The sequence below is a fragment of the Salimicrobium halophilum genome (assembly GCF_900100295.1).
GTDB classification, from domain to species: Bacteria; Bacillota; Bacilli; order Bacillales; family Halobacillaceae; genus Salimicrobium; species Salimicrobium halophilum.
In genome coordinates this window covers 190,035-210,076 of record NZ_FNEV01000005.1, presented here as the reverse complement: position 1 = coordinate 210,076, position 20,042 = coordinate 190,035, and the positions used below count along the sequence as shown (strand labels likewise).

Sequence of the window (20,042 nt, the reverse complement as noted above, 5' to 3'; positions counted from 1 at the left end):
AAGCCCAACTTTTCTTATGTATTTTCTGGTCAAGCGTGAAACGTCAATGGACAGATGACCTCCTTCGGCCATCTGTCCCCTTGATATTTATTCACTTTCCCCGAGGAACTTCTCTTTGAAGAACTCCAGCTGGTATTCAAGGGAAATCGCGTCGTTGAAGTAGAATTTCTTCGCATCCGCTTCAAATACATTTCCATTCTCTACAGCAGGAATCGACTGATACGTTTCTGTCTGTTCGAAAGAGGTGTCCGTATCCGAATTTTTACTGAAGACGATGTAGTCTCCTGCATATTCCGGGAGAACTTCCGGAGAAATCGCATAGAACCCGGGCTCAAGCGCCATCTCTTTCACCTTCTCAGGCATATTCAGACCCATTTCCTGATAAAGGATTTCTGTCCCGCGGGCCCAGTTATCACCGAAAACGTAAAGTTCTTTCTCGAAGTTCTCGATTACGGTAACGGTAGCATCTTCACCGATTTTCTCTTTGATCTTCTCCCCTGTTTCCTGTGCGTCGGCTTTGAAATCGTCGACCCACTGCTGAGCTTCCTCTTCTTTACCGAGAAGCTTTCCGATTTCCACGTGCTGCTCCAGGTAACCTAGCTGCCCATAAGTATAAGTGACTGTCGGAGCTATCTCTTTCAGCTGATCCACATTTTCTGTACTCGCAAGTCCTACGATGAGGTCCGGATCGAGTTCAATGATCTTCTCCAAGTTATCAGCCGTCACTTCTTCTACGCCTTCGAGTTCACTTTCGAAGTTCGGGTTCATCTTGGACCAGGAATCGACTCCTACAAGATTCCCGTCAAGCTTAAGTACGTTTCCTGCATAAGAGGAAAGAACAACGATACGTTCGGGATTGGCAGGAACTTCGATTTCTTCCCCGTTCTCTGTTTCATAAGTTCTCATTTCGGAAGATTCAGAAGAAGATTCCCCTTCTCCCTCTCCACCTTCTGATGCTGATCCATTACTTTCGTCCGTTCCACAGGCGCTAAGCGCGACGAGCGCTACCAAGAGGAACAGGGTTATCCATTTTTTCATCGCTTTTCTCTCCCTTTGACAAGTTATACGTAAAACAGATCGGTTTGCCTGTGCGTGGTTCCGGCACGACATCGGCTTCGATATTGAACACTTCACGAAGTGTTTCGGACTGGATGACGAAGTGGGCGTTCCCGGACTTGATAACTTCTCCGTCTTTCAACGCAATGATATTATCAGCGAATCTCGCTGCCTGGTTGATATCATGCAGCACCATCACGATCGTGCGTCCCTCTTCGCGGTTCAGACGTTCGAGAAGTTCAAGCACCTCAAGCTGGTGCGCCATGTCGAGATACGTCGTAGGCTCATCGAGAAGAATCGTCTCCGTCTCCTGGGCAAGCGCCATCGCAATCCACACTCGCTGACGCTGACCACCGGAGAGGGCATCGATCGCATCGTATTTGAAGGAAAGCACTCCCGTCATCTCCAGGGCCCAATCAATCATGTCATGGTCCTTCTTCGATAATTTACCGAAACCCTTTTGATGAGGAAAGCGCCCATACGAAACAAGCTCTCCTACCGTAAGACCCGGCGCCCCGTCCGGAGCCTGTGGCAAGATGGCCATTTTCTTCGCCAACTCCCGGGTCGGGTATTTGCTGATATTTTTCCCATCGAGCGTTACAGTGCCTCCCTGTTTCGGAAGGATTCGCGCGAGCGTCTTCAGAAGCGTCGACTTCCCGCACCCGTTCGCGCCTATGATGGTCGTGATTTTGCCGCTCGGAATGTCCACGTTCATATTTTCAATGATTTTTTTATCATTGTATCCAACGTCCAAGTGATCGATGTGCATGTGGCCCACAGCCAGGCACTCCTTTCTGTCTAACAATGAGAATGATTATCACCGATAATGATACCGTTTTACTATAGAAAAGTCAATAAACCAGCTAGGGATTGTCGCTTAATGTTCACAAAAAAAAGACACCGGGGTCCCGGTGTCAAAGTCTTCGATAACGTTTCAGAACTTTTACATTCAAGAGGGTGAACAGGACAAAGAAAGCCAGCAGCATAAATACCTGCCACTGTAATTCGCCGAGGTGCTCGTTTCTAAGCATAATGCCGCGGAGTGCTTCTGCCCCGTAGGTAAGAGGCATGAATTTTCCGATGGCCTGGATCCATCCTGCAAGACCTTCGATCGGAAACAGGCCTGAGAAAAATACTTGCGGTACAATGACAAGCGGAATGAACTGGAACATCTGGAATTCATTCTTTGCATAAGCGGACAGAAGTGTTCCCAAGCTAAGAGCCGTCAATGCGAGAAGTACTGTAATGAAAATCACCCGCCACAAGCTTCCGGCCATATACATATCCAATAGATAAATGGAAAACAAAACGATGATGAGTGATTGAATAACCGTAAATATTCCAAAACCGAGCAGATATCCTCCCACGAGTTCATATCTGTGGATCGGCGTCGTAAGTACACGTTCGAGAGTCCCACCGGTACGTTCCCGGAGAAACGAAACTCCTCCGACGATAAAGACGAAGAAAAAAATGAAAAAACCGACGAGTACCGGTCCCGTATAATGGAAGATATTCATATCCTCCGACCCGTGCCAATACTGCACGTTGACGACATCACGCAAATTCACTCCCATCGCCTGCTGGATAGCGGTCCTGATCGCACTATGATTGGTGGGATCCGAGCCTTCAAGCATAAGTAACGGCCTATTTTCATCCCAGCGCAGAAGAGCATCGATCTCCGCTTCATTCAGAGCCTCCTGAGCTTCGGACTCTGGCAGGGCTCTTACTTCCATGCCACCGGATGCAAGACGTTCATAAACGGACTCCGGCGCCTCGATGACTGCAATTTCCACGGCACGTTCATCTGTATCGAGTACGAGCCACAGTAACGTGAGCACGAGAATAGGAGCAAGAATCATGAGTGCCACGCTGCGCTTATCCCTAAGAAACTGCCGGAATATCCGTCTCGCTACAATCCCTGCATTCATACTTTCCGCCTCCCGTAATGAAGAAATACATCTTCAATACTTTCCACGTGAAGCTCTTCTTTCCACTCCGAGGGACTTCCCGAAGCAATCATCCGGCCATCTCTCAGCATCGCCAGGCGATCGCACTTCTCCGCTTCATCCATGACATGAGTCGTAACGAAAATCGTCGTCCCCTCGTTTTTCAATCGGTGAAATTCTTCCCATATTTCATGACGAAGCACGGGATCGAGCCCGACCGTCGGTTCATCAAGGATCAGAATCTCCGGATCGTGGACGAGAGCGATTGCAAGCGATAACCGCCGCTTCATCCCCCCGGAAAAAGTGGAAACGATACGGTCCTTATCTTCCGTCAGCTTCGTCAACTGAAGGCAATAATCAATCCGCTCTTTCTTCTTCTTTCGCAGATAAAAGGAAGCGAAAAAGTCGAGATTCTCTTTCGCGGTCAGCTCCTGATACAGAGCATGTTCCTGAGCCATGTAGCCGAACCGCTTCATGAGAACGCGTTTCGGCATCTGCTGTTCCCGTAGCCACACGGTGCCCTCGGAAGGTTCAATCATGCCGGTCATGATCCGGACTAGCGTTGTCTTACCGGATCCCGAGGGTCCGAGAAGTCCGAACACTTCCCCCTTCCGCACCGACAAGTCGACGTCTTCGATCACTGTTTTCTTACCGAATGTATGGGTCACTCGACTCAACTCTATCATCGCTTCTCCCCCTTTTGGTTTTTGTATTCCCTCTTTCTTCCGTTTCTTATACACGGAAGAGGTAAAAAGTAACCCGCAGACACAGATTATAATTTTTATAATCTCATAATCTCTATAAAAAATGTGTTTTACTTTGTCATATTATGGGTACATTTTCTAAGACTCAGTTTTAAAGGAGGATGCAAGTGAGCGATAAACAAAGCAAGAAACAAGAGCAGTTAGAACGCTTCACAGCCGATGATCGCGATAAAGATATGACGACGAACCACGGGACAAAGCTCTCGGAGGACGAATTTTCTCTGAAAGCCGGCGAGCGCGGCCCGACCCTGATGGAGGATTTTCACTTCAGAGAAAAGATTACTCACTTCGACCATGAGCGTATTCCCGAGCGTGCTGTACACGCAAGAGGTTTTTCTGCACACGGAGAATTCGAACTGTATGAGTCTCTCGAAGAATATACGAGTGCCGACTTCTTGACGGATACAAGCAAGAAAACACCCGTATTCACACGTTTCTCTACGGTAGCAGGCTCCAAAGGCTCTGCAGACCTCGCACGTGATGTCCGTGGATTTGCAACTAAATTTTACACAGATGAAGGAAACTTTGACTTAGTAGGAAATAACATACCTGTCTTTTTCATTCAGGACGCAATCAAATTCCCGGACCTCGTGCACGCTGTAAAGCCTGAACCGCACAACGGTATGCCTCAGGCAGCAAGTGCTCACGATACATTCTGGGACTTCATTGCCAACAACCAGGAATCCGCACATATGATTATGTGGGCGATGAGTCCGCGTGCCATCCCACGAAGCCTCCGCATGATGGAAGGATTCGGTGTGCACACATTCCGTCTTGTAAATAAAGAAGGGAAAGCACACTTCGTGAAATTCCACTGGAAGCCGAAATTGGGCGTACACTCTCTCGTATGGGACGAAGCACAGAAAGTGAACGGAAAGAATCCGGACTTCCACCGTGCCGATTTGTATGAAGCGATCGAAAACGGTGATTATGTGGAATACGAATTAGGATTCCAGATTATCAAGGAAGAAGATGAGCATTCCTTCGACTTTGATATCCTCGACCCTACGAAAGTATGGCCGGAAGAAGAAGTACCAGTGAAAATCGTCGGAAAAATGACGCTGAACCGTAACGTGGACAACGTATTCGCGGAAAACGAGCAGGTTGCTTTCCATCCGGGTCATGTCGTTCCAGGCATCGACTTCTCTAACGATCCATTGTTGCAGGGACGTCTATTCTCCTATACAGATACGCAACTTACCCGTCTCGGTGGACCGAACTTCCACGAGATTCCGATCAACCGTCCTGTATGCCCATTCTTCAACAACCAGCGCGATGGCATGCACCGGATGACGATAAACCGTGGTCAATCCAGCTACCACAATAACTCTCTGGCGGATAACCACCCTCGTACAGTTCCGCCGGAAGAAGGCGGATTCGAACATTATCAGGAGAAAGTCGATGGGAACAAGGTCAGAAAACGCAGCGAAAGTTTCAAAGACCATTTCTCCCAGGCCATCCTGTTCTGGAACAGCATGAGCGATCACGAAAAAGGACATATCAAAGACGCTATCAGCTTCGAACTGGGCAAATGTCAGCAGACATCCGTCCGCGAACAAGTCGTTGATATGTTGTCTAATATCAGTATCGACCTTGCATCTTATGTAGCAGATAATCTTGGCCTTGCGGCGCCTCAGGATCAGGCGGAAAATATTACGAAATCTTCCCCTGCCCTCAGTATGGCTGATACTATCGAAACTCCTGAGACACGCAAAGTTGCCGTACTTCTTGCAGAAGGGTTCAACGGAAAAGAAGTTCAGGGTGTTCTCGATGGGATCGATAAAGCAGGTGCAGATGCGGAGATATTCAGTACGAAGCTTGGTAAAATCAAAGCAGACAACGGAGATACGGTAGAAGCGGATCATACCTTCCTTACCGGAGACTCTGTACTGTTCGATGCCGTTTATGTGGTAGGCGGTCCTAACCTTGATAAAGCTTACAAGGACAAAGCTAAATACTTCACGAAAGAAGCCTATATGCACTTCAAACCGATCGGTGCTACGCATGACGGGAAGGCTTGGCTCGAAGAAGAAGAGATGACGAACCAGCCAGGTGTTATCACCTCGGACGATCTCGAATCGTTTGGAGAAGACTTCATCAAAGCTGTTGCCGCTCACCGTTTCTTCGACCGTGAAATGGCGTAATAAAGACGTAACCCCCGCTCCTATTGAGGAACGGGGGTTTTTCTGTGATTGGAGACGGCACATTCTTTAATCTATCCGATAGTTTTCATGTGGAGATTCAGGGAAAACATCGCAAAAAAAGGAGAATGCAACGATCTCTTATCAGATCTACCAAGAAAGTGACTGATATCTAGCCATCTCTGTTTCGAGAAAAGACGCTCGAAGCCAGAGCTGTCTGCTTATATTTGAGCTTCTAAGCGTTCTTCTCCGCTTTTCTTGTCTAGCTGTGAAGCCCAGAAACCCCGAGCTATAAGTAGAACAGATCAGAAAAAAAAGAAATGGCACTTTTTGTCTGACGGTTCTACTTATAGCTGAGATTTCTAAACGGGGCTTCTCCGCTTTTCTTCTTATGTATTAAGTCTAGTTGTCAGTCGGCGAAGTAATTTCTTAATCCTTCGGTCACAGCTTGCGCGACCTGTTCCCTATGATTACGGGTTTTCGCCTGTACGAGTTCGTAGGCATTCGATACGTAGCCGAGCTCAAGCAGTACAGCGGGTACGCCGTTTTCCCGTAACACATGAAAATCTCCGTGCCTTGTCCCATCGTCCTGATAAGATGTTCGCTCGACCAGACGGCTCTGAATCGGTGAAGCGAGTGATGGAGAGCCATAATAGTAAGTGCTGATCCCGCGTGCGTTTTCATGCTTACTGGAATTGTAGTGCACGCTCACAAAAGCATCTGCTCCGTGAGAGTTTCCGGTAGCGGCTCTTGCAGCCAATGAAAGGTAGCGGTCTGATGTCCTTGTCATTACTACATCCGCTCCTGCGTAACGGAGAGCGCTTGCAATAGTTTGGGACGTGGAAAGCGTAAGATCTTTTTCCAGGCTTCCGTCCCGGCCGATGGCTCCCGGTTCATATCCTCCGTGACCGGCATCGACAATGATTGTGGCATTCTGGAGGCTACTTGCACTGCTTGAAGCAGATCTTCCGGCAGATTCCGATACAGCAGATCCCCCGGCACTCGTCAGCCAGCCGGCAATCCATGCCGCACTTCCATCACCTCTACGGACTTTCACCCATCCATTTTCCTTCTCCAGTACTTGAAACGTATCGCCCCGGTTCGTAACCCCGAGAATCCGGTAGCTCGTACCAGGACCGCCTCGCAACCGTACAGAATCACCCTGGACGTTGATGGAAGCGGAAGGTGGTGAAGCCGACGAGGTTTCAGAAGCAGAAGTCGATACGAGGTAGTAGCCGGCGACCCATCCATGCGTACCATTATAATCAACGTTCGCCCAGCCGTACTTCTCTTCCCTCACTGTTACTGTCTCTCCCCCAGGAATAGCGCCCAGTACCGAAGCCTCTTCATCCGGGGCCTCTCTCAAAAGAAGGGAAGATGCGTCCACTTTTTTCTCTTCGCCTTCGTGCGCGGAGACAATGGAAGCACCACTCAGAATAAAAAGAATTGTAATGATGACACTACTTACCTGTTTACCGATAATTACCCCTCCTTTTCCTCCGGGTCCTACCACCCGGTATGTTTATTGTACCAGTTTTTCTATAAAACGAACATCAAGCGAATGTCCCAAGTTAAGACCTGGTATTAATATTTATACATAAAAAAAGCCTCCCTGCTTTCAGGGAGGCTATGACTTAAGGCTCAAATGCTTGCTACCTTTTTCTGTTGATAAATAGACACCATGTTGTAGAGGGAGGCCCTCTCTGACTCGTTCAGCGGAATCATCGGCAAACGTACGCTTCCGACGGGAACGCCGATGTAGTTGAGTGCTTCTTTTACAGGTGTCGGGCTCGGCTGTTCGAACATACGCTTCATCATCGGAACAATATAACCGTGCAGATTCGCAGCTGTCGTTACGTCTCCACGCTTGTAGCTCGCTACCATATCTTTCATTTCATCTCCAATGATGTGAGAAGATACGGAAACGACTCCGGCTCCGCCGATGGAAAGCATCGGCAATGTGAGACTGTCTTCTCCTGTATAAACAGAGAAATCCTTAGGAGTTCCTGTGATGATCTTCGTCGCAGCGTCCAGATCGCCACTCGCTTCTTTAATAGAAACGATATTATCGATTTCCGCAAGTCTGATCGTCGTTTCCGGTTCGATATTCACTACACTTCGCCCCGGAATGTTATACAACATGACGGGAAGGGATGTCGCTTGCGCCACTTTCGAGAAGTGCTGGTACAGTCCTTCCTGGGACGGTTTGCTGTAGTATGGAGCGACAAGCATGATTCCGTCCACCCCTGCCTGTTCTATCTGCTTCGTCAATTCTATGGATGCTTTCGTATTGTTCGATCCACTACCAGCAATAACAGGCACACGTCCATCGACGACTTCTACAACGAAGCGAGACAATTCGATCTTTTCCTCTGCTGTAAGTGTCGGCGATTCTCCAGTTGTCCCTGCAATAACGAGACCGTCCGATCCGTGAGCGATCAAATGCTCCACTAGATTCCTCGTACGGTTATAATCAATGTCCTCCTGATTGTCAAACGGTGTTACCATCGCCGTAAGTACTTGTCCAAAGTTCATTTTGCTACACACCCTTTTCCAAAATTTTTAAGTGAGGTGTGGAGGACCAAAACAAAAGGCAACAACGAGCATCGAGAGCCGCTGTTGCCGTTAGAACATGTATCATCGTTCCTCCGTAAGATAGCCCTCCATATAGTCTCCTATATGACAGTTCTGTATCTTTTAAATACCAGAACCAGTGTCCGGATCATGAGGTCCTTCCACTTCGGCAATTTCCCCTTTCGACACAATTCGAGGAAGCTCATGCTTCTCCTTGCACCTACTTATGGTTATTGCACCTCTACCCTTACTTCAAACATCATTTGAAATAAGATATAGTTTTTAATTACCTCTAACATATCAAATTTCATCATATATTACAATGTTTCCTTAAAAAAATTCACGTATGGGACTCTTCTGCAGAATCGGAGTGAAGTGCTTCCATTTGCTTTATCATTGTCCTCTTCAAAGCACAATATAGTCCAGCATTTGTTCGAGAGTCGCTTGTCCTATGTAAGCAACTTCGTCGAGTTCCGCTTTCGTCTCGAATCCTCCGCGGTCGTTCCGGTAATCGATGATGTTTCCTGCGATGACTTCTCCGACGCCCGGGATTTTCTGAAGCGCTTCGTATCCGGCTTCATTAACGTTGATCGCTTCTGTTCGGGCCTCTTCTTCCTGGTCCCATGGTTCGAGGTTCACCTTATAATCCTCTTCCGTAATAGTGAAAAGGATATCTCCCTGAGCGGCGGTGGAGTACAAATCTGTACCTTCCAACGTATCCAGCACGGAATCAGCCGGATGACCGTATGGATTATCTTCCCCGTAAGATAGAATTCCCGCCTCCGGATCCACTTCCTCTATGAAGGCTTCTGTCGTTGATGAAGTCGAACCGTGATGTCCGACTTTCAATATCTCGGCCTCAACATCGAATTCTTCCACCATCTCTTTCTCTTCTTCCTCGCCTGCATCTCCCGTAAGCAGCACATCCATTTCTCCATAAGACAACTTAAAGACGAGGGAGCCTGCATTATTTTCCGCAGAAGGATCTTCTTTGTTGAGAACTTGCGTCTTCACAACCGGATGCATTTCCAAAAATGCACCTTCTTCCGGTGAAACGATAGGAATATTCTTCTCTTCAATGACCGATATATAGTCCTCATAGGTATCCGTCGTGTGAGTCTGGCCACTGTCGATCACTCTATTGACGTCGAAGGTCTCAAGAACCGGAATAAGACCACCGATATGGTCAAAATCAGGATGAGTGGCAATGACCTGATCGATGGTCGTGATTCCGGCTCTTTTCAAATATTGAACGATCTCCTCTCCGGCAGACGGTTCTCCTCCATCGATCAACATCGTTTTCCCGTTCGGATATTCAATGAAAATCGAGTCTCCCTGACCTACGTCGATGGCGTGCACTTCTAAAGGAGTAACACTTCTGACTTTGAAAGACTCGGTCACCGTTCCTTCCATCTCTACACCTTCAGAGGATTCCACCCCTTCGATATACAGCGTATACGTCTCTCCTGGCGCGTATCCTTCTTCTGGCGCTTCTACTGTGACAAGACGATCCTCGACGGACACGATCTGATCGAGCTTAGCATCTGAACCTTCTTCTCTGACGAAGACATTCCCTTCAACGGAATCCGGGTCTATATCTACGTTGAATTCAATCGTCCACTGTTTATCCGGCGTCACCTCTGCGCTTAAGTGAACAGGAGCAGCGATGAACCATAAAAATGTCAGCATCATAATGATTTTTATCCGCATTTCTATTCCTCCCTGTTCTTAGTATCCGCTCTCTCTTTTTCCCTATACAAAAAGCCGCTCTTTTATTAGGGAGCGGCTTCTCTATTCTTCATATAGACGTTTCATCATTTCAATTTCTTCTTCGACTTCCTGCTTGAGGGTCCGAGGCGACACGACACGAGCCTTATGCCCCCATTGAAGCACCCATGTCACAAGACCGGTACTCATTTTCCCTTCTGTCGATAGCAGGAAATGTTCTTCGTCCAACTTCTTTACAGACGCTTCAAGTCCGAACCGGTCGAGCACAACGTTCAAGAGGGACTGGTGGAATTCGATTTCCACACGCATATTTTCTCCCGAGAACATGTGAAAGCTTTGATTCACATAGTTCTGTACATTGAAATCCCCTTTTGAGAAATGCTCATCCGATATTCTGATGTCACGGATACGATCCAGCCGGTAATGGCGCATCTCTCCTGTTTTTCTGAACCATCCGATCAGATAGTAGAAATCATTCTGCCAGATAAGTGCATAGGGCTCAACCTGATACTCATTCCCGTTCCTATGGTACTCGAAATTTTTCTCCATATTATATTTCCCGTATTTGAAACAAAGGATGCGCTGTTCAGAAATGCCCCGGTGGACATGGTCTATGTTGATCTTCACCTGATCATAATCGTTCGCCGTCATCTGTGAAAAAATGAGTGGATCAGGGAGGGTAGCTGCAATATGAACGCTCGTAAGTTTGCCCAGTTTTTTAATTAGGCTTTTCTTCTCGTCTTCGTTGATGAATCTTGCGGAAAGTATCGCATCATTCAAAAGGCGCAGCTGATACGTTTCGAAAAGGCGATCCTGGAAACTGTAGTATACTTTCCCGAATTTTCCGCGGTTCTTCATAATTTCATAACCGATCTCTTCCAGCACACTCATATCGCTTTTAAGGGTTCTCGCATCGAATTCTTTATCTACATTAAAATGTTCCTGTAACTTTTGACTCAGTTCTGCGATACTTAATTCGTTATTTTCGTCCGTTTCTTCGAAAAGAATACGCTGCAGCAATAGTAGTCTTGTGTTGTTATTTAATTCCAAATGCTCACCCCCGACCGCTGTCAAATGTACCTTATATATATATCTTAAATTCATAGTAAATATTTAGCACTTTTGTGTCTATATTTAACCGGTAAAAAAAATAACTGCGCGTTCAGGAAAGCAATTTTTTGCATATCTAACGGGGGATTGTCGCTAATATTCCCCCACGCACTGTCTGTGAAAATTATCTTGATGTTCCTGTTAGTCTTTTATTACATTTTCTTGAACGTTAGTTTTCTATGAGCGGTTGCAAATTCGTTGTCACTTTTTGGAGGGAAGCGTATAATGGTTCATTAGTTTATGAACGGAAAAGGAGGTTATTTCATGGCGGAACAAAACTATAGCAAAGTCCTGGTCGCAGCTCTTTTAATTTCAGGATCATTCATTACGATTCTTAATCAGACACTGATGATCACGGCCATCCCTCCTATTATGGAAGAGATGAACGTCTCAGCCAACTCCGCCCAATGGCTGACGACGGTATTTATGCTGGTGAACGGAATCATGATTCCAATCACCGCCTTTTTGATAGAGAAATTCACGACACGGCAACTGTTCATGGCTGCAATGGGGACCTTCCTGGTTGGTACGCTGCTGGGAGCGGTCGCTTTCAACTTCCAAAGTCTGATCGCCGCCCGAGTCATTCAATCAGCGGGAGCCGGTATCATGCTTCCATTGATGCAGACCGTATTCCTTCTTATCTTTCCCGTTGAAAAAAGAGGGACAGCCATGGGGTATATCGGTCTTGTGATTTCATTCGCGCCGGCTATCGGTCCTTCCCTTTCCGGGTGGATCACGGAGGAATTCGCATGGCGCTACCTGTTCTATTTCATTCTTCCGCTCATCGTTATCATGATGGTGGTAGCATTTTTCATTTTGAGAAATGTGACGGAATTGAAAGACCCGAAACTCGATTTCCCCTCCGTGTTACTGTCCACTTTCGGTTTTGGTGGCCTTTTATACGGCTTCACCAGTGCAGGAAACAACGGGTGGGGAGACCCGATTACGTTGATAGCACTTGCAGCAGGTGCTCTTATCCTGTTCGCTTTTATCAGAAGACAGCTTTCCATGGAACATCCGATGCTCGAGTTCCGTGTATTCAAACTTAAGACGTTCTCGCTTACGACGATCATCGCCGCTTTCACCTTTATGGGACTGATCGGGTCAGAAACATTGATTCCGCTTTATATGCAGAATATGCGTGATTTTTCTGCGTTCGAATCCGGTCTTGTCCTTCTACCGGGGGCTCTTATCTCCGGGCTCATGTCTCCCATCACCGGACGGATTTTCGACCGGATAGGCGGAAGGATTCTTGGTGTGACCGGTCTTACCATAATGACTATCGGAACGATTCTTCTCGGTATTCTGGACACCGGAACTTCCATCGTTTATCTGATGGCTGTTTACGCCATCCGTATGTTCGGGTTCTCTATGGTCATGATGCCGGTGACGACATCCGGACTCAATGAACTTCCGAATAAATTGATTCCGCACGGAGCCGCTGTCAGCAATACGATGAGACAGATCGCAGCCTCTGTCGGTACGGCCGTTCTCGTTACCCTCATGACGACAGCCCGACAGACAGCCGACTCGTTGGCCTTCACGGACCGTCCGGACATTTTCGGTGTAAACTTCGCCTTCATGGTAATAGCTGCGCTTTCTGCAGCTTCTGTCATCATGGCACTGTTCATAAAACGGACAAGTCCCCCGTCCGATGAACAATGGGACGAATGGGAACGTGAAGCAGAGGAACGAAAAGTGGAGAAAGAACGGCAAAAAGCAGCAAACGGTTAATTCCGCTTGCTGCTTTTTTCTTTGGAAGAACTTTCGCCTGTTATCCTGCACTTTTATGAGAGCATACAGTCAAGTCCTTAATCTTGTGGAAAAAGTGTTTCATATCTTAAAATATGAAACACTTTTTCGATTAACGGACAAAATAACATCGGATACCTGCATCCACTGCTTCGTTTTACGCAGGAATATTTTCCAAAACAAAAAACCCGGCAACTTCGGCCGGGTTTTCCATATGTCAGATTCTAAGCGGGATGGCTCCGCTTTTCTTGTCTAGCTGTGACACCTAGCCCTTAGCGACATAAGCGAAAACCATCCATAAAGAAGAAAAGCGCTTCTTTAGGCTGATTTTCACTTATGCGAGAAGGGCTGAGCAAGGTGTTTCCGCTTTTCTTTCGATCTAGCTATATCACCCAGAAACCGGAGCCATAAGCAGAACCGATCAGAAAAAGGAAAGAGCACCTTTGTCTGACGGTTCTGCTTATGACTAAGGTTTCTAAACAGGGTGATTCCGCTTTTCTTTATTTAAAACTTTTTTCCATAGCGACATGCGGGATGTTGGCGTCCATAAATTCTCCGGAAGTAGTATGGTAGCCGAGACTCTGATAGAATCCTTCCGCCCTGGTCTGGGCGTTCAATTTGGATGTGTCGCGCCCCTGTTTCGCTACGTACTCTTCCATCTCCAGGATGATTTCTTTGCCAAAAGAACGACCTCGATGATCTTTCATTACACAGATCCTCTCGAGCTTCCCGTATGAGTCCATGAGCCGCAAGCGTGATGCCGCCACCGGCTTACCCTCTTCGTACCCTACGAAATGGACTGCGACTTCATCTAGCCCATCATGCTCCTCTTCTTCCGTCACTCCCTGTTCTTCTATGAATACATCCCGACGTACGCTATATGCGTCTTTCTTCTCTTGTTCTGTCTCTACGACCTTTATATCCAACATTATTCCCCTTTCAGACGGAACGTTTCATATACGCTCCACGATTCGTTCTCGAGCTGATACAGCAATTGAAAACGATCAATGCGATCTGTAAGGTCGAATTTCGACATACGCAGACTTTCATACACGTCAGAGAATTCATCATCCGACAGCTTCTGAGCAATCGTTATATGGGGCACGAAGGTATGTTCCCGCTCCCCTTCCATCGCACCTTTATGCATTTCATCACTGAGAGCTTCAAGGTAATCATTCGGCTCGATCTTAAGGTAAATGACATTCTCCACCGGCTTGAACGAACCGACTTTCTTCACTTCGATATCGATGGGTTTATGATTTTTAGCAATCTCATCCAGAGCCGGGATGATCGACTTTTCAATCTCTTCATCATCCGATTCGAATGGATACTTCAGTGTTATGTGTGGTGGCACCAACGCATAATGCGGGTCATAACGCTTTCTGTACGAGTTCGCTTCATCCTGCACTTTTTTAGATGGAAAAATGGCAATTCCGTATTTCATTCTCTATCCCTCCTAGTTTATTTTCCTAATATAGTTAGAAGTCCCCTTTTGAAATCCTTCTGCCAGGAGCCCCACGTATGGTCTCCTCCTTCGATTTCATGGAACGTGTAATCGAACGGTTTCTTCTCCAAATACTTGTTCAATTCACGATTCGGGTTCAAGAAATCCTTCACGATGCCTTCTGTGGTAGTCACTTCCGTTTCTTTATCCCCGATCGTATGATAGATGGAAAGCGGAGTGAAATCACTGGCTTTTTTCGCATCTTCCATTACTGTGTCGTTCACGAATGGACTTTGCATAATACAGTTCGAGAAGGTGTATGGATAACGACAGGCAATCATAAACGCAAGTGATCCGGCAAGTGAATCACCTATAAGAGTCCGGCAACTCGCCATGCAATGACTCGGATACGTATCATCCAGGAAAGGTGTGACCTCGTTGACGATAAAATCGATGTAGTTCTGCTGTCTCTCCCCTTCCGGATGGTACTTATCCTGACGGTCGAATTTGTCTTCATAATGAATCCCGACGAAAATCGTAGGATCGATTTCTTTCGATTCATGCAACTCATCACTCAGCGTTGCAGCCCGTCCCATCTGGAAATAATCTTCTCCGTCCTGCATGATACAGAACTGGTATTTATATAATTCAGAAAAATTCTCTGGTAAGTATACTCTGAGTTTCATATCTTCTTTCAGATAGTCGCTTGATATTATATGTTCTTCGAATGTTCCTTTTCTTTTCACATCAACACCCCTAGTCTATGAAGTTGGCTGATAATGATTTCCCTGCTGCATCGCCGAATAAACTTACCCCTTATCATTTTACCATATTAAATAAGGGTATTGTTATTCAAAAAAACGATTGACATTCACCTCAGACACATAGTATATTATTACATGTCCCATTCACAAATACAAAACACGGGCCGTTAGTTCAGCGGGAGAACGCTTGGTCGACAACCAAGAGGTCGCTGGTTCGATCCCAGCACGGCCCATTTCAATCAATTGGTTCTTTTCCTCAAGGTATTTGAGGAAAAGAACCTTTTTTGTATGCTTTTGATTATCATTATTTTTCATCTCATGTAGAATAGGGAATATCAACAATCTAAGTGACAGAGGTGACATTATGACACAGACCGAAGAACGGCATTTCGTCGGAATTGGTGCTTCCGCCGGAGGACTGGAGTCCCTGGAACGCTTTTTCAAGACGATGCCGAACGATACAGGGCTCACTTTCATCATCATCCAGCATCTTTCTCCGGATTTCGAAAGCCATATGGATGATCTGCTGAGCCGTTACACAAGTATGGACATCCGCGTAGCTGAGGACGGGATGGAGACTGAAGCGAACGCCGTCTATCTCATCCCTCCCCGGAAGAACCTGTCCATTTATCACGGAACGCTTTATTTGAGTGAACAGAATGAACGGAAGCATTTGAATCTACCTATTGATATTTTCTTCAAATCCCTCGCTGAGGATCAGCGCAAGAATGCGATTGGAATCATCCTCTCAGGGACAGGGAGTGATGGTACCCTTGGCGTACGTTCGTTGAAAGAAGCTGGCGGGATGGTCATGGTCGAAGACGAAGCTACGGCTAAATTCGATGGAATGCCCCGGAGCGCCGTGTCCACCGGTCTCGCTGACTACATTCTTCCACCGGATGATATGTCGGAAGAAATGATCAACTTCATCAAACACCCGGTGAATCCGGATGCTTCCAACGGCAAAGAGACACCGGATAAAGACGTATTATCACGCATCAACATGGTGATGCGTACCCATTCGAAGATCGATTTCGATAACTATAAAGAGTCGACGATGGTCCGCCGCATCAATCGACGAGTGAAAATCAACCGTCTTCAAAGTCTTGAAGAGTATGTGGAGTACCTGAAAGAATCCGAGAAAGAACGGAACATTCTACAAAAAGAGCTGTTCATAGGTGTGACCGGATTCTTCAGGGACCCGGAAGCTTTCGACAGCCTGAAAGAGAATGTGCTTCCGAACTTGGACTATAACAAAGATGCGATCCGGATATGGTCTGCTGGCTGTTCTACCGGCGAAGAGGTATATTCTTTGGCGATTCTCCTTAATGAATACATGGAGAAGAACAATATTCGTACCAGCGTCAAAATTTTCGCCACAGATGTCGATGAGAAAGCATTGGAAATGGCCGGTACCGGTTCGTACCCCGAGAGTCTGATGGCGAATGTGAACCCGGAACTGATCGCCAAATATTTCATCAAAGAAGCAGAAGGATACAGGGTGTCGAACCCTATCCGGAAGATGGTCGTCTTCGCCAAACATAACCTAATCAAAGACCCGCCATTCTCCCGTCTTGATCTGTTGGTTTGCCGTAACCTATTCATTTATTTGAAGAACGAAACGCAGCAATATGTTCTGAATAAGTTCTATTATTCGATACAGAAAGACGGATTTTTGTTCCTTGGTAATAGTGAGACCCTTGGAGACATGACGAAAGCCTATCACCCGATCGATAATAAGTGGAAGATATTCCAACCTCGGGAAGGATATCAGCCGGACGTTCCCTCAAGCATTTCTTTCTATGACAAGAAGAATCCGGAAATCGAGAAAGAAAGTCAGGTGTCAAAACCCTCCTCCACGAATGTGAATCTTGAAAACGTCCTGCAAAAAGCGGTCTCCAGCATTTCACCGCCGTCTCTCATCATTGACGGGAACGATCAGATCATTCATGTCATCAACGACATGTCCGATTATCTGAGACCACAACCAGGCAAGTTCTCGAACAATTTCAATACGAATATGTCCCGGGAGCTGTCTCTATTTGTAAACAATATGCTACGCAGACTGAAAGCGGAACGTCAGCATATCAAACTGAACAATATTATGAATGGAGCGAAGGAAGACACGACCCTTTCCCTGAATGGGCATGTCATCGAAATGAAGCACCAGATCTTCTATTTCGTAAGCTTCGTGGAATCCTCTCAAAGCGAAGAAGAGGAAGGTAACAGCGACGTGAACATGTCTGATGAAATGAAAGAGCGGGTCCGCTACCTCGAATCTGAACTGCAGCTGGCACGTGAAGGATTACAGGCGACTGTCGAAGAACTGGAAACCTCCAACGAAGAACTCCAGTCTTCGAATGAAGAGCTGACGGCTTCAAACGAGGAACTGCAGAGTACGAACGAAGAGCTTCAATCCGTCAATGAGGAACTCTACACGGTCAACAATGAGTATCAGGAAAAAATCGAAGAACTAACCAAAGCGAATAACGACTTGAACAACTTGCTTAATAATACAGAGATGGGCGCACTTTACCTTGATGATAAACTTTGCATCCGTCGCATTACACCGATTATGAACGAAGTATCGAACATACGAGAAGAAGATACCGGAAGACCGATTTCGCATATTTCCGTCATGTCCGGATACCCGGAAATCGTCGATGATGTATACGAAGTACTGGACTCCCTGAACAAAAAGGAAAAAGAAATCGAGGACAATGAAGGACGCCACTGGTTCGTACGCATACGCCCTTATCGTACAGAGTACAATTCTGTGGACGGCATCATCGTAACGCTCATCGAAATCACGACCCTGAAAGCGGAACGTACTAAAGTAGAAGAAACCCGAGAAAAATTCGAGCAGGTACTCGAGATCAGCAATATGGGATGGTGGGAGTATGATGGAAGGAGCGATCATTTTGATATTTCTTCTTCGTTCTTGAAGAATTGTGGCTATGATAAAGAATATTTCCCGACTACCCTTCAGGATATAAGTAATTATTTCAAGACAAACCGCGTAAAAAGTGCTTTTGAAGATATGCTTAACGGGTATAAGGATAACATTGATATATTCGTTTCCTATCGATGCGACGATGATAGCTACATTCCGGTCCATCTTCTCGGTAGAGTTCTAGAAAAGGACCATGATGAAGATCCTACACGCATCGGAGGTACCATCATCGATATTTCCAACTACAAAGAACAAGGAGAATAGATTTTATGGAACGTATGGAAGAAGTGATCGAACAAATACTTCAGGGAAACAACGTTGAAGATTATAAGAATGAAACGAAAGAAGAGATCCTCTCCACGCTCTCTGTCTATCATGAAGAACTTCGCTTCCAGAATGAAGAGTTGAAACGGACGAACCATCAGCTAACCGTCATGAAAGAAAAATATGAGTCTTTATTTTATGATGCGCCACTACCCTATCTGCTCGTAGATGACACTTTTCTGATTACAGATTACAACAAGAAAGCCTCTGAATTGTTCGGTACAGGGGACCTGAAAGGAACAAAGCTCTACCAGTGGATCAAAGAAGATAGCCAGGACGCTTTTTATTTTCATACGAAAAAGCTTGAGCACCATCAGGAAGCGCATCCTGCGAATATCACTTTTATCATCGATGGTATAGAAAAGCATATGCAGATTGAAAGTAACTTCGTCAATAAAGGTCAGTATCGCATCGCCTGTATGGATCAGACAGAAATGGTTGAACATCAGAAGCATGTCGAACACCTTTCTATCCATGACCAGATGACAGACTTGTACAATCGTCGTCACTTTGAACAGAAAGTGGAAGAATTCGATTCTACACGCTACTTCCCTCTTGGGTTCATTATGGCAGACATCAACGGATTGAAGCTTATCAATGATGCATTCGGACACCAAAAAGGAGACGAAATCATTCATGAAGTTTCCAAAGAACTCTGTCGCAATACTCGAGATGGAGATGTCGTCGCCCGACTGGGAGGGGATGAGTTTGCGATCATCCTTCCGAATGCGACAGAGAAAGAAGTGAAGGAGGTAAGATCAAGACTTGAGCGTTCCTGTGTCATCAAGCATGAAAACAACCTCCATATCACCGTGTCCTTTGGCTCTTCGGTGAAGAAGATGGCATTCCAGCCGACAGAGGAAGTGCTGCAGCTCGCTGAGAACAGGATGTACCGGAACAAACTGTTCCAGAAAAACAGTCATCGGACAAGCTATATCAACAGTATGATGGCAAGTCTGTTCGAAAAAGTTCCAAGAGAAGAAGCCCATTCCAAACGGGTCAGTCAATTGGCCGAAAAGCTCGGCCAGGCGCTGCAGCTCGATGATACGCACTTACTCAGCCTGAAAACAGCAGGAATGCTTCATGACATCGGGAAAATAGCCATCGACCACTCGATTCTCAACAAAGAAAGTCCACTTACTTCGGAAGAGTACGAAGAAGTAAAGCGTCACTCGGAAGTCGGCCACCGGATTCTTAATTCTTCCGAAGAATTCGCCGATATCGCTATGGTCGTCCTTTCCCACCATGAGCACTTCGACGGACGCGGTTATCCCCTTGGAATACAAGGAGAAGATATCAAGCTCGAAGCACGTATTCTGCAGATTGCAGAAGCCTATGATGCCATGATCAGTGAAACTCCCTACCGGGAAGCTTTATCGAAAGAAAAAGCGATCCAGGAGCTTAAGAATCATTCCGGCACACAATTCGATCCTAAACTCGTAGACTTATTTATAGAAAACGTACTAGAGTCCTGAAGGTCCTCCTT

Annotated in this window: 15 protein-coding genes, 1 tRNA gene and 1 riboswitch; of the genes, 5 read left to right on the top strand and 11 right to left on the bottom strand. The window is 46.3% G+C overall.

Going from position 1 to position 20,042, the window contains the following annotated elements:
* Positions 1–87 precede the first annotated feature (87 nt).
* The 4 genes from BLQ44_RS09870 to BLQ44_RS09855 all read right to left on the bottom strand — a co-directional run bounded on the left by BLQ44_RS09870 (position 88) and on the right by BLQ44_RS09855 (position 3,688).
* A complete protein-coding gene (locus BLQ44_RS09870; RefSeq protein WP_093193725.1) occupies positions 88–1,038 on the bottom strand; it encodes an iron-hydroxamate ABC transporter substrate-binding protein in 951 nt (316 codons plus the stop codon).
* A complete protein-coding gene (locus BLQ44_RS09865) occupies positions 989–1,834 on the bottom strand; it encodes an ABC transporter ATP-binding protein (RefSeq protein ID WP_093193724.1) in 846 nt (281 codons plus the stop codon). Before BLQ44_RS09865 ends, BLQ44_RS09870 begins: the two co-directional genes overlap by 50 nt.
* 136 nt (positions 1,835–1,970) lie before the next feature.
* On the bottom strand, positions 1,971–2,984 hold the full coding sequence (locus BLQ44_RS09860) for an ABC transporter permease (RefSeq protein WP_093193723.1): 1,014 nt from the start codon (positions 2,982–2,984) through the stop codon (positions 1,971–1,973).
* A complete protein-coding gene (locus tag BLQ44_RS09855) occupies positions 2,981–3,688 on the bottom strand; it encodes an ABC transporter ATP-binding protein (protein ID WP_093193722.1) in 708 nt (235 codons plus the stop codon). Before BLQ44_RS09855 ends, BLQ44_RS09860 begins: the two co-directional genes overlap by 4 nt.
* A gap of 185 nt (positions 3,689–3,873) precedes the next feature.
* Here BLQ44_RS09855 and BLQ44_RS09850 point away from each other — a divergent pair, with 185 nt between their 5' ends.
* Positions 3,874–5,910, top strand: a complete 2,037-nt coding sequence (locus BLQ44_RS09850; protein ID WP_093193721.1) for a catalase — start codon at positions 3,874–3,876, stop codon at positions 5,908–5,910.
* Between the two features lie 406 nt (positions 5,911–6,316).
* On the opposite strand, the gene BLQ44_RS09845 is transcribed toward BLQ44_RS09850, so the two are convergent.
* The 4 genes from BLQ44_RS09845 to BLQ44_RS09830 form a co-directional block, all read right to left on the bottom strand.
* On the bottom strand, positions 6,317–7,420 hold the full coding sequence (locus BLQ44_RS09845) for an N-acetylmuramoyl-L-alanine amidase (protein WP_093193720.1): 1,104 nt from the start codon (positions 7,418–7,420) through the stop codon (positions 6,317–6,319).
* Between the two features lie 128 nt (positions 7,421–7,548).
* Positions 7,549–8,442: a 4-hydroxy-tetrahydrodipicolinate synthase gene (gene dapA, locus BLQ44_RS09840; protein WP_093193719.1), complete on the bottom strand. Its 894-nt coding sequence runs from the start codon at positions 8,440–8,442 to the stop codon at positions 7,549–7,551.
* Between the two features lie 113 nt (positions 8,443–8,555).
* Positions 8,556–8,733, bottom strand: a riboswitch (Lysine riboswitch).
* Positions 8,734–8,886: 153 nt separating this feature from the next.
* A complete protein-coding gene (locus BLQ44_RS09835; protein ID WP_093193718.1) occupies positions 8,887–10,191 on the bottom strand; it encodes an MBL fold metallo-hydrolase in 1,305 nt (434 codons plus the stop codon).
* A gap of 81 nt (positions 10,192–10,272) precedes the next feature.
* Positions 10,273–11,259, bottom strand: a complete 987-nt coding sequence (locus BLQ44_RS09830; protein ID WP_093193717.1) for a helix-turn-helix transcriptional regulator — start codon at positions 11,257–11,259, stop codon at positions 10,273–10,275.
* 324 nt (positions 11,260–11,583) lie between these two features.
* Here BLQ44_RS09830 and BLQ44_RS09825 point away from each other — a divergent pair, with 324 nt between their 5' ends.
* On the top strand, positions 11,584–13,053 hold the full coding sequence (locus BLQ44_RS09825; protein ID WP_093193716.1) for an MDR family MFS transporter: 1,470 nt from the start codon (positions 11,584–11,586) through the stop codon (positions 13,051–13,053).
* A 518-nt stretch (positions 13,054–13,571) separates the two neighbouring features.
* Here BLQ44_RS09825 and BLQ44_RS09820 read toward each other — a convergent pair.
* The 3 genes from BLQ44_RS09820 to BLQ44_RS09810 are packed head-to-tail and all read right to left on the bottom strand — an operon-like array spanning position 13,572 to position 15,261.
* A complete protein-coding gene (locus BLQ44_RS09820) occupies positions 13,572–13,997 on the bottom strand; it encodes a GNAT family N-acetyltransferase (protein ID WP_176757497.1) in 426 nt (141 codons plus the stop codon).
* A 2-nt stretch (positions 13,998–13,999) separates the two neighbouring features.
* Complete coding sequence (locus BLQ44_RS09815; RefSeq protein WP_093193714.1) at positions 14,000–14,515, bottom strand: YjcG family protein; 516 nt, start codon at positions 14,513–14,515, stop codon at positions 14,000–14,002.
* 17 nt (positions 14,516–14,532) lie between these two features.
* Entirely contained in the window at positions 14,533–15,261 is a 729-nt protein-coding gene (locus tag BLQ44_RS09810; RefSeq protein WP_093193713.1) for an alpha/beta hydrolase, read from the bottom strand.
* A gap of 179 nt (positions 15,262–15,440) precedes the next feature.
* On the opposite strand from BLQ44_RS09810, the gene BLQ44_RS09805 reads away from it, so the two are divergent.
* The 3 genes from BLQ44_RS09805 to BLQ44_RS09795 all read left to right on the top strand — a co-directional run bounded on the left by BLQ44_RS09805 (position 15,441) and on the right by BLQ44_RS09795 (position 20,031).
* Positions 15,441–15,512: transfer RNA gene (locus BLQ44_RS09805), tRNA-Val, on the top strand.
* A 131-nt stretch (positions 15,513–15,643) separates the two neighbouring features.
* Positions 15,644–18,496 carry a CheR family methyltransferase gene (locus BLQ44_RS09800; RefSeq protein ID WP_093193712.1) on the top strand — a complete coding sequence of 951 codons (2,853 nt, stop codon included), beginning with the start codon at positions 15,644–15,646 and terminating at the stop codon, positions 18,494–18,496.
* Between the two features lie 5 nt (positions 18,497–18,501).
* Positions 18,502–20,031 (top strand): sensor domain-containing diguanylate cyclase/phosphohydrolase, encoded by a 1,530-nt coding sequence (locus BLQ44_RS09795; RefSeq protein ID WP_093193711.1) that lies wholly within the window; start codon positions 18,502–18,504, stop codon positions 20,029–20,031.
* Positions 20,032–20,042 lie beyond the last annotated feature (11 nt).

Excerpts from the sequence above, each read along its gene's own strand:
- BLQ44_RS09870 (WP_093193725.1), bottom strand. The coding sequence starts at position 1,038 with ATGAAAAAATGGATAACCCTGTTCCTCTTGGTAGCGCTCGTCGCGCTT.
- BLQ44_RS09860 (WP_093193723.1), bottom strand. The coding sequence starts at position 2,984 with ATGAATGCAGGGATTGTAGCGAGACGGATATTCCGGCAGTTTCTTAGG.
- BLQ44_RS09855 (WP_093193722.1), bottom strand. The coding sequence starts at position 3,688 with ATGATAGAGTTGAGTCGAGTGACCCATACATTCGGTAAGAAAACAGTG.
- dapA (WP_093193719.1), bottom strand. The coding sequence starts at position 8,442 with ATGAACTTTGGACAAGTACTTACGGCGATGGTAACACCGTTTGACAAT.
- BLQ44_RS09835 (WP_093193718.1), bottom strand. The coding sequence starts at position 10,191 with ATGCGGATAAAAATCATTATGATGCTGACATTTTTATGGTTCATCGCT.
- BLQ44_RS09825 (WP_093193716.1), top strand. The coding sequence starts at position 11,584 with ATGGCGGAACAAAACTATAGCAAAGTCCTGGTCGCAGCTCTTTTAATT.
- BLQ44_RS09815 (WP_093193714.1), bottom strand. The coding sequence starts at position 14,515 with ATGAAATACGGAATTGCCATTTTTCCATCTAAAAAAGTGCAGGATGAA.
- BLQ44_RS09800 (WP_093193712.1), top strand. The coding sequence starts at position 15,644 with ATGACACAGACCGAAGAACGGCATTTCGTCGGAATTGGTGCTTCCGCC.
- BLQ44_RS09795 (WP_093193711.1), top strand. The coding sequence starts at position 18,502 with ATGGAACGTATGGAAGAAGTGATCGAACAAATACTTCAGGGAAACAAC.